The organism is Anabaena sp. 4-3 (genome assembly GCF_001597745.1).
Lineage (GTDB): Bacteria > Cyanobacteriota > Cyanobacteriia > Cyanobacteriales > Nostocaceae > Trichormus.
In genome coordinates, this window is sequence record NZ_LUHJ01000014.1 from 14,995 (window position 1) to 27,770 (window position 12,776).

General features: G+C 40.0%; 16 protein-coding genes. 6 read left to right on the forward strand and 10 right to left on the reverse strand.

Annotated features, from left to right (window positions below):
* Nucleotides 1–199 precede the first annotated feature (199 nt).
* From A3775_RS03450 to A3775_RS03495, 10 genes are all read right to left on the reverse strand, one after another.
* Entirely contained in the window at nt 200–1,147 is a 948-nt protein-coding gene (locus A3775_RS03450) for a F0F1 ATP synthase subunit gamma (RefSeq protein WP_066380662.1), read from the reverse strand.
* Between the two features lie 98 nt (nt 1,148–1,245).
* Nucleotides 1,246–2,766 carry a F0F1 ATP synthase subunit alpha gene (gene atpA, locus A3775_RS03455; RefSeq protein WP_066380664.1) on the reverse strand — a complete coding sequence of 507 codons (1,521 nt, stop codon included), beginning with the start codon at nt 2,764–2,766 and terminating at the stop codon, nt 1,246–1,248.
* Between the two features lie 131 nt (nt 2,767–2,897).
* Nucleotides 2,898–3,452 (reverse strand): ATP synthase F1 subunit delta, encoded by a 555-nt coding sequence (gene atpH, locus A3775_RS03460; protein ID WP_066380665.1) that lies wholly within the window; start codon nt 3,450–3,452, stop codon nt 2,898–2,900.
* Nucleotides 3,453–3,454: 2 nt separating this feature from the next.
* Nucleotides 3,455–4,012 (reverse strand): F0F1 ATP synthase subunit B, encoded by a 558-nt coding sequence (locus A3775_RS03465; RefSeq protein ID WP_066380667.1) that lies wholly within the window; start codon nt 4,010–4,012, stop codon nt 3,455–3,457.
* A gap of 118 nt (nt 4,013–4,130) precedes the next feature.
* On the reverse strand, nt 4,131–4,622 hold the full coding sequence (locus A3775_RS03470) for a F0F1 ATP synthase subunit B' (RefSeq protein ID WP_066380668.1): 492 nt from the start codon (nt 4,620–4,622) through the stop codon (nt 4,131–4,133).
* Nucleotides 4,623–4,749: 127 nt separating this feature from the next.
* Nucleotides 4,750–4,995 carry an ATP synthase F0 subunit C gene (atpE, locus tag A3775_RS03475; protein WP_006278178.1) on the reverse strand — a complete coding sequence of 82 codons (246 nt, stop codon included), beginning with the start codon at nt 4,993–4,995 and terminating at the stop codon, nt 4,750–4,752.
* Between the two features lie 145 nt (nt 4,996–5,140).
* Nucleotides 5,141–5,896: a F0F1 ATP synthase subunit A gene (gene atpB / locus A3775_RS03480; protein WP_066380673.1), complete on the reverse strand. Its 756-nt coding sequence runs from the start codon at nt 5,894–5,896 to the stop codon at nt 5,141–5,143.
* A 52-nt stretch (nt 5,897–5,948) separates the two neighbouring features.
* The gene (locus tag A3775_RS03485; RefSeq protein ID WP_066380674.1) at nt 5,949–6,410 is read right to left on the reverse strand and encodes an ATP synthase subunit I; all 462 of its coding nucleotides are present in this window, start codon (nt 6,408–6,410) and stop codon (nt 5,949–5,951) included.
* A 537-nt stretch (nt 6,411–6,947) separates the two neighbouring features.
* Nucleotides 6,948–8,129: a bifunctional 2-polyprenyl-6-hydroxyphenol methylase/3-demethylubiquinol 3-O-methyltransferase UbiG gene (locus A3775_RS03490; RefSeq protein WP_066423865.1), complete on the reverse strand. Its 1,182-nt coding sequence runs from the start codon at nt 8,127–8,129 to the stop codon at nt 6,948–6,950.
* A gap of 296 nt (nt 8,130–8,425) precedes the next feature.
* A complete protein-coding gene (locus A3775_RS03495) occupies nt 8,426–9,946 on the reverse strand; it encodes a PIN-like domain-containing protein (RefSeq protein ID WP_066423868.1) in 1,521 nt (506 codons plus the stop codon).
* Nucleotide 9,947: 1 nt separating this feature from the next.
* Here A3775_RS03495 and A3775_RS23385 point away from each other — a divergent pair, with 1 nt between their 5' ends.
* The 6 genes from A3775_RS23385 to A3775_RS03520 all read left to right on the forward strand — a co-directional run bounded on the left by A3775_RS23385 (nt 9,948) and on the right by A3775_RS03520 (nt 12,599).
* Nucleotides 9,948–10,181 (forward strand): WD40 repeat domain-containing protein, encoded by a 234-nt coding sequence (locus A3775_RS23385; protein WP_231866934.1) that lies wholly within the window; start codon nt 9,948–9,950, stop codon nt 10,179–10,181.
* A 140-nt stretch (nt 10,182–10,321) separates the two neighbouring features.
* Entirely contained in the window at nt 10,322–10,606 is a 285-nt protein-coding gene (locus A3775_RS03500) for a ribonuclease domain-containing protein (protein WP_066423869.1), read from the forward strand.
* Nucleotides 10,607–10,630: 24 nt separating this feature from the next.
* Entirely contained in the window at nt 10,631–11,014 is a 384-nt protein-coding gene (locus A3775_RS03505; RefSeq protein WP_066423870.1) for a barstar family protein, read from the forward strand.
* Nucleotides 11,015–11,356: 342 nt separating this feature from the next.
* Nucleotides 11,357–11,803, forward strand: a complete 447-nt coding sequence (locus A3775_RS03510) for an Imm30 family immunity protein (protein WP_066423871.1) — start codon at nt 11,357–11,359, stop codon at nt 11,801–11,803.
* A gap of 69 nt (nt 11,804–11,872) precedes the next feature.
* Nucleotides 11,873–12,193, forward strand: a complete 321-nt coding sequence (locus A3775_RS03515; RefSeq protein WP_066423872.1) for a hypothetical protein — start codon at nt 11,873–11,875, stop codon at nt 12,191–12,193.
* Nucleotides 12,183–12,599, forward strand: a complete 417-nt coding sequence (locus A3775_RS03520; protein WP_066423873.1) for a type II toxin-antitoxin system VapC family toxin — start codon at nt 12,183–12,185, stop codon at nt 12,597–12,599. The genes A3775_RS03515 and A3775_RS03520 overlap by 11 nt, the downstream gene beginning before the upstream one ends.
* Nucleotides 12,600–12,776: the final 177 nt, after the last annotated feature.

Here is a 12,776-nt window from a genome sequence, read left to right on the forward strand (position 1 = left end):
AACTGATTGGGATTTAGACTAATCGGTGGCTGAATGCTTTACCATAGCTGCTTTCACTCCAATGTCGTGATAGTTCAATATACTGACTCCTAAGCAAACCAAAACTAAAATCTAATCACCGAAAACACAAATAGCTAATCGCTAGTTTTAAACTCACCAGCAATTAGCTATTTTGTTACAGCTAGCAATTGTCTATTCCCTAACCTAATGCTTCTGCACCACCAACAACCTCTAGGAGTTCCTGGGTAATTGCGGCTTGGCGGGCTTTGTTGTAAGACAATGATAGGGACTTAATTAATTCACCGGCGTTGTCGCTGGCGTTGCTCATCGCTGTCATCCGCGCTGCTAGTTCACTAGCCGCAGATTCTTGCAATGCCCGCAAGAGTTGGTTACTCAAATACAATGGCAGCAAGGAATCCAGAATTTGTACTGGGTCTTGCTCAAAAATCATATCACGGGGCAAAGGCCGAACTTGGTTAGTAACTGTCTGCCGTTCAACTTCAAATTGACCGCCACGGGTTGTTAAGCGGAAAATTTCGTCATCGGCTGCTTCTAAACCTTGGGGGTCAAGAGGTAGCAAAGTTTGCACTACAGGACGAGAACTTACCAAGGAGACGAAGCGAGTATAAACTAACTCGATGCGGTCTACTTTCTCTGAGAGGAACAAAGACAGCAATTCATCAGCAATCTTTGTTGCTTCTTCGGCGGTGGGGATTTGTTCTAAACCACTGTAGGTAGCATCAATCGGCTGATCACGGCGTTGGAAGTATTGAGTCGCTTTACGTCCAACAATGACGAAGGTGTAATCTAAACCTTCGGCTTTCAGTTCCTTAGCACGGTTTTCGGCGCGACGGATGACGTTGGTGTTGTAACCACCACACAGACCTCTGTCACCGGAAATTACCAGCAAACCGACTGATTTAACTTCGCGTTTTTTCAGTAGGGGTAGGTCTACGTCTTCAAACCGCAACCGGGTTTGTAAGCCATACAAAACTTGTGCTAAACGGTCAGCAAAGGGACGGGTGGCGATTACTTGCTCTTGGGCGCGACGTACTCTAGCCGCAGCCACTAGCCGCATAGCTTCTGTGATTTTTTTGGTGTTTTTGACCGACTGAATGCGATCGCGTATTGCTTTAAGGTTAGGCATATTCTTAAGTTCTGAGTCCTTAGTCAATAGCCAACAGTCAGCAGCCAATAGCCATTAATGTATTTACTAATGACTAATGACTAATGACTATTGACTAACTACGCTGTAGCTTTGAAGGTCTTTTTGTATTCGTCTAAAGCAGCCTTCAATGCTTTTTCTTCATCGTCACCCAGTACCTTCTTAGACTGTACGTCTTGGTAGTAAGGGTTAACACCAGATTTCAAGTAATCTCTGAAACCTTTGGTGAAGGTGGTTACTTTATCAACAGGGATATCATCTAAGTAACCGTTAATACCAGCGTAAAGAATTGCCACTTGTTCAGCTACGGACAAGGGTTGGTTTTGGGGCTGTTTCAACAGTTCCCGCAAACGTTGACCCCGTGCCAATTGGTCTTGGGTAGCTTTATCTAAGTCAGAAGCAAATTGCGCGAAAGCTTGCAAGTCGTCAAACTGTGCTAGTTCGAGTTTAATCTTACCAGCAACTTTTTTCATCGCTTTGGTTTGCGCCGCAGAACCTACACGGGATACGGAGATACCGGGGTTTACAGCCGGACGTACACCAGCGTTGAACAAGTCAGAAGACAAGAAAATCTGACCGTCGGTAATAGAAATTACGTTGGTAGGAATGTAAGCGGAAACGTCACCAGCTTGGGTTTCGATGATGGGTAGGGCGGTCATGCTACCTTTACCCAATTCGTCGCTGAGTTTAGCAGCGCGTTCCAATAAGCGAGAGTGAATGTAGAATACGTCTCCGGGGTAAGCTTCCCGTCCGGGTGGACGACGCAGCAGCAAGGACATTTGGCGATAAGCTTGTGCTTGCTTAGACAAGTCGTCGTAAACTACCAGGGTAGCTTTGCCTTTGTACATGAAATACTCAGCAATGGTAGCACCGGTGTAGGGTGCGAGGAATTGCAGGGTAGCAGGGTCACTGGCGTTAGCAGCTACAACTACGGTGTAGTCCATTGCGCCTTTTTCTTGCAGGGTTTGGACTACGTTAGCAACGGTGGAAGCTTTTTGACCAACGGCAACGTAAACACAAACTACATCTTCACCTTTTTGGTTGATGATGGTGTCGATCGCGATCGCAGTCTTACCTGTTTGACGGTCGCCAATGATCAATTCCCGTTGACCACGACCGATGGGAATCATGGAGTCAATCGCGGTAATACCTGTTTGCATCGGTTCATGTACAGACCGACGGGCAATAATACCAGGCGCGGGAGATTCAATCAAACGGCTTTCGGTGGTTTTGATGTCGCCTTTACCGTCGATAGCACGACCCAAAGCGTCTACAACACGACCAATTAGAGCTTCACCTACAGCTACCTGAGCAATTCTGCCGGTGGCGGTAACGGTGCTACCTTCTTGGATGTCGCGACCTTCACCCATTAATACCGCACCAACGTTGTCTTCTTCCAAGTTTTGGGCGATACCAACTGTGCCGTCTTCAAATTCTAAAAGTTCTCCAGCCATGGCCTTTTCTAGACCATAAATCCGGGCGATACCGTCACCCACTTGCAGTACAGTACCAACGTTAGCTACTTTAACTTCTTGGTCGTACTGCTCGATTTGCTGCTGAATAATACTGCTGATTTCGTCAGGTCTAATTGAAATGCTCATCTGTGTATCTTTTTTTTCTTGCGAGACGGAAGATATGGAATAGACGCGAGAAGTATCGCGTCTGCATTTAGCTTGAGGAGTTAAGAGTTAAGTTTTAATTGCTTTGCCTCTTAACTTTACCTTCTAACTTTTCAGCTACTGCTTAAACGCAAGGAGAGGCGACGCAGTTGACCCCGGATACTGGAGTCAATTACCTGAGAGCCTATTTTGATAATCACACCACCAATCAGGTCACTATCTACTTTAGTTTCTAGTTCTACCTGACGAGCTTTACTGATGGCGAGTACCTTTTCTTTTACAGCTTCCAGCTGTTCTTCTGTCAGTGGCACAGCAGAAGTAACTTCTGCCAATACGGTTTGATTGAGTTGCCGCAATAGTGCTAGATACTGCTGGAGAATTTCCGCCAAGAAGAAAATCCGGCGTTTATCTACTAGCAGCAGTAAGAAATTGCGTAAATATGGGTTGGCATCTGCGCCCAAAATTTGTTTAATCGCAGCCTTTTTGTTCTCGGCAGAAATAAAAGGGTTGTCGATAAAAGTTTTTAGCTGCTGGTTCTCGGAAAGCAGACTCAGCAAAGTCCGCGCATCTGTGCCGAACTCTTCCGTCAAATTTTGCGATTGAGCGATGGACAACAGGGCCTGTGCGTAAGGCTGGGCTATTTCAGTGTTTGCTACTTTACTTGTCATACCTAGCCTCCCAGTTGTGCAATGCTGCGGTCAATTAAAGCTTTTTGAGCGTCATCAGCAATGCCGCCTTTAAGTTCTGTTTCGACCTTTTGCAACGCCAAAGCTACTACTCGCTGCCGCAACTGCGCGATCGCTTTATCTAGTTCTGCATTTAAGTCTGCTGTGCCGGCAGCTTGCAAGCGTTCAATATCTACAGCAGCTTGGTCGATAATTGCTTGACTTGCGGCTTGGGCGTTTTCTTGAGCAGCTGCTTTGATTCTTTCAGCTTCTGCTTGTGCTTGCGTTAGCTTTTGTTGTGCCTCTTGCAATTGCTTGGCGGCATTTGCGGCACGTTGTTCTGCATTCTTAATTGCTGTCTCAATGTTCTCGCGGCGAGTTTTGAGGGTATTACCTAGCACTTTCCGCCCAAAAACCAACAGCACAGTAATAATAATGGCTAGGTTAATCAGGTTGGTTTCTAGAATATTGGTATTTAGACTAAAACCACCTTCCGCCGCACCCTCTGCCAATTCACCTCCAACGGCGGTGGCTTCCGCCATCAACAGTAAAAAAGTCCCCATGATTCTTCATCCACAACTGCGCTGTCAAAGGTTTGTCATTTGTCCTGTGTCATTTCTGCTTGATTGTGGCTGAATGACTCAAACACAATGACTCATGACTGATCACGAATTTGTTGAGTTAACGCTGGTTTGCTAGATCAGCTCCTAACAGCTTTTCTAGAATTTGGCGACTTAGGGCATCGACTTGTTGCTCTAAAGAAGCCAGAGCTTGCTGTTTTTGCTGCTCAATTTCACTAGCAGCTTTTTCTCTTTGCACTTGAGCTTCTTGTTGTGCTGCGGCTATTTTTTGGGCAGCAATTTTTTGTGCTTCTGCTTGAGCTTCCGCAATAGTTGTTTGGGCTTGTCGTCTAGCTCCTGCTAACTCTTGCTCATATTGCTCTGCCAACTTTTCCGCTTTGGACAAACGCTCTTGAGCATCTAATTGATTGTTACGGATATATTCATTCCGTCCATCAATCGCGTTGCCTAGTGGTTTGTAAAGGGTGGCATTCAATAACAAGGCTAACACTAAAAACTGGATTGCCATTAAAGGTAGGGTAGCGTCTAAATCAAACAGCCCCCCTTCTTTAGCAACCTCTTCCACAGCCAATAAGGTGATCCAATGTGTCATGGTTGCTTATTCCTATCTACTATGCTTAGTCCTGAGTCCTGAGTCGTGAGTTATAGAGTTAGGAGATAAACTCGTAACTCTTAACTCTTGTGTACTCAGTCCTCAGCACTCAGTACGCTGTACTGAATTATGCGAAGGGGTTAGCAAATAGTAGTACGAGAGCAACTACTAGACCGTAGATGGTTAACGCTTCCATGAACGCCAAGCTGAGTAGCAATGTACCGCGAATTTTACCTTCTGCTTCTGGCTGACGAGCAATACCTTCTACAGCTTGTCCTGCTGCATTACCTTGACCAATACCAGGGCCGATAGCAGCCAAACCAACAGCTAAAGCAGCAGCTAAAACGGAAGCAGCAGAAATCAATGGATCCATGATATTCTTTCCTTACTTTACTGAGTCGAGTGGGTTTTGATGTTGTGTTGCATCAATGGTCTTTTGTCATTATTTCATGACTTTTGTATAGGCGCGATTCATCACGTCTTTACTGACCAATGATTATCTGTCGTCTGAGGGATTTTTAGTGGTGTCCCTCATGCTCTTCGCCATGATGGTCTTCCATCGCTTCACCGATGTAAGCCGCGGCCAATGTGGCAAAAATTAATGCCTGGATGGCACTGGTAAATAGTCCCAAAGCCATGACTGGCAAAGGTACAAATAAGGGAACTAATAATACCAATACACCAACTACAAGTTCATCAGCTAAGATGTTACCGAATAAACGGAAGCTTAGGGATAGGGGCTTGGTGAAGTCTTCAATAATCTTAAACGGCAACATGAAGGATACAGGTTGCACGTAGTTGCCAAAGTACCCCAAACCTTTTTTGCTGAATCCGGCATAAAAATATGCTAAAGATGTCAACAAAGCTAAGGCAACCGTTGTGTTGATGTCACTTGTAGGTGCTGCTAATTCCCCTTCTGGCAAATGAATCAGCTTGAAAGGAACTAGGGCCCCAGACCAATTTGACACAAAAATGAACAAAAACAAAGTGCCAACGAAAGGCACCCAAGGGCGATATTCTTTTTCGCCAATCTGGTTTTTCGCCAAATCCCGAATGAATTCTAGGGCATACTCCATTAAGTTCTGTATGCCACTAGGAATCCGTTTAACGCTGCTGCTTGCTGCTACAGAAACAAGCACTAGCACGCCAATAACAAACCAGGATGTGAGAAACACCTGACCATGCAATTTTAAGTTACCTATTTGCCAGTACAGATGTTTTCCCACTTCCAATTCGGCAAGTGGAACAGAGTAGAAGTTCAGAAAATTCAGCATTTTCTTTCCATTTCAAATTCTTCTCTCAGGTTAACCGGAGAAGCGGAGCCTTTTAAGGTTGCCGGAGCTTTGGCGAGTCAGAGATAAACGCCACCCTAACTACATAGATGATGAGCGTGGCTTTATAGGTGAGAAATCCCAAAAATATGGGCATGATTTGTAGTTGATTCCACCGCGATGCTAGCAAAATCAGAGCTACTAACAGGGCTAACCGAGTTTTACTCAGCTGCTGTTTCTCTGTACCTAAACGCTCGACATCTTTCGCCAACATTCTCAAGTAAACCACACCTGTACACGCTCCCAACAAATAATTCAGGGCAACGTTTAAGGAGTAGAAGAACCAGACAGAGACAAAAATAATCCCTGTTAAGACAAGTGTGATTAGCAACAACTCCTGATAGAGTTGATAGAACTCCTGCATAGAAGAGTTTACTGGTTCTGTGTCCTCAAAACCAGGCTGAGTATCTTGTCGCGTTGTCTGAGTGGGTGCAATTGATTCGTCTGACAAGCTCACGGGACTTGAAACCAGTACAGCTAATTATGGTGACTGCACATTCAGTCAGCTGAATCATATCACGATCCGGTAACAATACTTTAGAAAAAAACAATTAACTTCTTGTTACACTCCCAAAAACAGCAAAAGATTACTTTCCAGCATCGAAGAGGAAAGTCTGGTATGCAGTCATCTAGCCACGTTCCTGGTTGAAAATTCAGAATTTCACTTGATTTGAGTAAACTTCTATCCTCCAATCTGGTTTTTTGAGTGTCCAGTCAGTTCTGTGTTGTGGTGATGCAGTCGGGTTTCTTCAACTCAGCTAGTGTTTGAGGCGCAATCACTTCACTGCTGAATTTCAAGAAACTCTGACTTACGGAGTGATCATCATCAGATATTGAGCTACTGCTGGTCACTCTTCTACTTTACATGAGTTTTCCTGAAAACGGTTGTAGGCGATCGCCCATCACCTGATAGGGTGTAAGAGTTTTGTTGTTCTAGACTCCTACACACTTTTTTTAGATTATCGTTTCAGCGTTTATTTTTACTACAACAAAATTAAGCAGGTGTTAATATGAGTAACTGCTGTTGCATCAATGTTCTAACTGTATCTAACCCTAGTTGTACAGTTGTCAAAATCTCAGCCACAGTGGAATTACCATCACACTTTTGTAAAAACTCAAACTCGGCTGCTGACAGGTTAACAATTTGGTAGTCGTAATTAAATAAACACTGACTAGGAAATCCGTCAATACAGGGGTTGAGTTCGGGAATTGCTGAGAGTAGAATCTGATCATCTGACCAGTCGGTTTTGCTGATGGGTGGACGACCAAGGAAGAATTCGTAATGTGTGACTTCTGGGTTGAGTAATTCTATTAAACGGTAACGTTGGCGATCGCTCAACTTTTGCGCCCGTGCAATTAACTCTGGTGCTTTCCCCAAAAGTCTGTCTAAATTCCAAAAACTCGGATTTGAGAACCCGATAAACTCTAAACCTGAAGCATCAATTAATTCAAACAGAGTATCAATATTGTAGTCAACCTCTTGGGGATGAACATACATATCAGCGAAGCATTCATCCCGTTGGTTTTCCATAGCCCAGCGTTCTTTTTCCCGCTTGACAAGACGGTTATTTTCTGGTAATGAGGCGAAGATTTGGCGACCGACTTGTACACCGTCGCGATAATCGCCTTGTTTTTCATTTTGCAGGAGAGCGATCGCTTTTTGCATCAATTGAATTTCCCAGCGTCCCAACTCCCCGTAGACAAAAATGTGCATCAACCCACCAGGGGCTAACTTTTGCGCTAAAGCTTGTATACCACGTATGGGGTCGGGTAAGTGATGCAACACACCCACACAATTAATTAAATCAAACTCACCCGGTAACTGAGCCACATCATACAAACTCAGGTGATGAAATTCAACACGGTCAGCACCAGAACTTTTACAACGTGCTTTTGCTACTTCCAATGTACCGGAACTTAAATCAATACCGACTACCTGCGCTTGGGGGTTGAGATGTACTAAATATTCCGTTCCGACTCCCGAACCACAACCAGCATCTAAGATGCGGATATCTTGCTTTTGTGGTTTCCTTCCTGTGCAGAAGTTGTAAGCAGCCAACCAATTCCAACGCCAATTGTAACCGGGGGGTGGTTCATCTAGTATCGGTTCTGGCGGGAAGGGGTAAGTATCGTAGAGTTTCGCAACAGCACTACTGACAGCTTGAGAATCGGACATGAGCAGGACTAACGCAGCATTTCTGAGTTTAGCGGATAGGGGTAATTAGGGCAAAGGTGATTACAGGTAAGGGAAGCGATCGCATTTGCTCTGTCTATAACCCAGATAGTTCTGGGTGCTTAAAGTTAATTGAATACAGGGATGACATTACTGCATTACTACTAAACTTAAAACACATCTCAAGATTTTTGCAATCAAAATTTAAATAGCTTAAAAAATTCAAATATCACGATATTCAACAACCATTAAAACAGGCAAACATATCATTTATTGTGCTTATTCTGCACCGTGAAATCTTAGGAAAGTTCTTCCTGAATCAAACGAAGCCCAAATACCCAAGCTGGTGGATTATTATATGTATAATCACCGCGAAAGTAACCGTTAATTGGTGACTCTGTAGGTTTTGTAATTACTCTCCATGTTTTATCAAAACTTGGTGATATAACCTTTTGGATATCTGGATTAATTGACATGGGAATATCCATGTAAGCATCACAGTTGTTAAAGGTTTCAGGATAAACTCGCAACAAATTAGTTCTTATAGTTAGTCGCAGTCCAATAGAGTTTTCTACTTCTACCTCTTCTTGCCAATAATCTTGCTCTTGTGGATGATGATATGATGGCATCATTATATTATCCTTTTCTAATCTGGCTAACGAATAAAAGCTATTGTCTCCATGACGCAATATGTTGATAAGCTGATTTACAGCCATAACATTATCATTACCGATGTTCCCAATTTGGGATGTAATTTTAACGGATTCATTTTCCCTTTTTTCTAAGAGTTCTTTTTCAATTTCTTGAATATTTTCTAATACTTTATTATCTACGTTTGTATTTAATAATTTACCAGCATGATAAACAAAGTCGGAAAAAGTATACATCCATAATTCCATGCCAGTAAGATTATACAACTCATTAATCAAGTCTTCACGAGGTTTTTCAATTTTTTTCTCGTTTTTGTAACACCAATCTTCCTTAATGTCATTAATTATTAAAATTATGGGCTTTTTCACGTTATTAGCATAATCTATAATTTGTTTCCAAATGATTAAATCGCCATAGATACTTATACCTTTTTTATCGCTTTGATCTTCATATCCAGGAGGAATTTTTGAACGATAGCGTAATTCACCCTCTTTGACAATTTCCATCAGTTCGCTAAAGCTGTATCCTTCACCCACTTCCAAATATTGATTGAATATCTCAAATACTGTATCATTTTGAGCAAGTAAATTTATTTTAGCCTCTTTATTAGATATTTCACCTTTTATCCGATTTTCCAAATCTTGAAGCTGTTCTTTAAAATTCTTTAACTGATTTCCCAATGAGGTTTTTAAATCTTCAATCGCAGTTCCCAAACATTCGACTGATTCAATCAATTTTTCATCTTCAAAATAAGGATGTTTATCCTGTCTTGTAGTTTTTTCTTGTAGAGTTTTGAAATGGCCTAATATTGTAGTGATTTCTGTGTTGAGTGACTTATCTATCTTATTAATACTTGTTGAGATTTTGTTTAAATGACCGCTATCATTATTCTTTCGCTCGTCATTTATTAAATTATTGTAAGACTGGATAGGTTTTCTAATAACATTTTCTCGTCCTTTTAAGTATTCATATTCTACTTGTTGAGGAATCCACAAACGACCAATAAGTTTTGAAAAAATACTTTCAGCTATAGAATCCCACTCTCTTTCTGAATAAAAATAAAATTCTAGCAACGCCGATGTATCAAAAACAAAAATGCAATCTTGCCATAACTTATTTTCTCTTTCAGGTGAGAGGTTATAGATTTCTATACTTTTTTTATTTATCATCTTGTTATTACTCTTTGTTTACCTAAAGCTAAGTATTAATATCTTCTTTTTTGTTTGGCTATACATTAATATACTTTTACACGCTAGTACGCAAGATTTATGTAACAATTTTATACAAAATTTCAACACCACTGGTCATTCTAGCTGGGTTTATTCTGTAACATACAGCCCCGATGGCCTAACCTTAGCCAGTGGGAGTGGGAACAAGACTATCAATATATGGCGGATACGGTGAAGTAAATGGTATCCAATTTAACAAATTTTTTCGTTATAATCATTAATTGTACTAATATTACAAAAATAACATCCCATAAAAAGCTGCTGTGCTTCTATACAATCAGCTAAGGGTAGATAAAATCAAATAAAGTATTTATAATGAGTGGAATACCACAAGTTGAAGTTACTCAATTACCTCCAGAAGTTCAAACTACTATCAATCTTATTTCCATAGGTGGCCCTTACCCTTATAGCAAAGATGGCATTGTGTTCAAAAACGTTGAAGGGTTATTGCCACCACAAACGCGAGGATATTATAAAGAATACACAGTACCAACTCCCGGAGCAACAGACAGAGGTAGCCGCCGCTTAATTACTGGGCAAAATGGCGAAGTTTACTATACTGCTGATCACTACAATAGCTTTCAAGAAGTCATCTATTAGCTGTGATAAGTTACGAGCAATATTATGAATGAATTTCTTAATGTTTTACCAATAGATATTAAACAAAACATCCGTGAAGCAGTGGAACAAATAGCCGCAGAACCAGGAACAAAAGTTTTTTATTTTGATGGTAAAAAAATTAATAGCAAAGAAACATTTTTAAAACAAGCTGCTGAAGCAATGGACTTTCCTACATACTTTGGTGCTAACTGGGATGCTTTTGATGAATGTATCACCGATTTAACATGGTGTCCTGCTGAAAGATATGTCATTTTATATGATCATGCTGATATCTTTGCTCAAGCTGACCCGACACAGTACCAAATAGCATTGGATATTTTCAATTCAGCTAAAGAATACTGGGAAGCTAATAATATTTCTTTCAAATTTTTAGTTATTAACAAATAGGTAATTTCACTTTTCACCTATTATCTATTTTCTTATCCTATAAATCATTTAATCCTGTAAATCCTGATTAAGACATTTTTTATTTAGGCAAATTACCAGTCCAATCTTCTAAACACAAATCAGGCACTTTTTCAAAATCCTTCCAATTGAGGGTTACTAAAATCCCATCAACTGATTCTGCAATTGCAGCAATGCGTAAATCGTGTGTACCAAATACAATTTTTTATAAAATCTGTTTTTGTCAAGGTTTGTATAATAGAGTAATCAGGGAAAGTTTGCAAACATTAATCAGATGGAATAAAGGTACTTGTCCATGTATTTTTGATAAATAAGGTAAAAAAAATGAATCAAAATAATTTATTGGCAACTTTGCAAGAAAATCACTTAATGCAAACAGAAGAACAAGTTACCAATTTTGAAAATGCTTTAGCCGAACTAGCTGAAAATGCTGATGAAAATAATTTATCTGCATATCATCTAATTTTAGACGACCAATGTCAACAGCCAGAAGTGATGTTTAGCTTAATTCATTTTCTGGAATCTTTTGATATGGAAAAACAAATTACAGCATTTATTAATGTTGTTCCTCAATTAATGATAACTGCTCCTGAATGGACAAGAATGATTCACCACCGAATTTTAAATGATGATTCGGCGTGTCAAGTTTATCAAAATCTATTACACTCAGCTAATTTAAAAACTCCTCATTTTCTCTACCATCTTTTGGAAGAAAGTATTGTAAACCAACTTAAAGCTAAAGAAAGCTCATTAAGCATCAAAAATAAATAATATTTTATATTTAGAACCCTTTATTTGAGATAAGATACGTAAAACCTAGATTCAGGAGTTTTAAAAAATATGCAAGTAACAATTGATTTACCAGATAAGTTAACAGAGAAAGTTCTCAATAAATGGGTTGATTTACCGCAAACAATCCTCAATAATCTTGTGTTGGAAGCATTTCGAGAAGGGTTAATTAATTTTGATGAATTAAAAGATTTACTAAATTTTACTTCTGATGCTGAACTCAAGGAATTTTTGAAACAAAAAAATATTCTGCATTCGGCAGGTTTACTTAATTTATATGGTGCTTGTGCTGATATTGATTTTGCAACGGATGAACTAGGGATTTCTCCTGATACAGATGATGATTTAATTGGGGTTTTTAATGAAGAATAATACTTTAATCTATTTACTAGATACTAATGTTTGTATCATGTATCTCAAGGGTAAATCTCCTAGCATTAATCATCATCTTGATAAGTTAGAACCTGAAAAAATTGCGGTGTGTTCTGTAGTCAAGGCTGAGTTATTCTATGGTTCTATGCGTAGTAATAATCCTCAAAAGGCTATAACCGTACAAAAAATGTTTATAGAACAGTTTGTTTCTTTACCTTTTGATGATTACTGTGCTGAATTTTATGGCAATATTCGGGCTGATTTAACAAATGCTGGCACTCCTATTAGTTCAAATGATATACAAATAGCTTCTATTGCTTTGGTGAACAATTTGATTTTAGTGACTCACAATGTCAGGGAATTTAGTCGAGTTACAGGGTTAAGAATTGAAGATTGGGAAGGGTAATAATTCTATAAACATAAATAAAAATGTTGGTCAATTCTATCTTTCTTGATTCATTCTATTATCTCATCGGGATTTTTAGGCGTTCCATACAAATAGTGATTATGTTGAATTGACCAATCACTTGGTGCTTCAATTATTCCTGTTAATTTTATATTTAATTATAACTGTTAACATTTG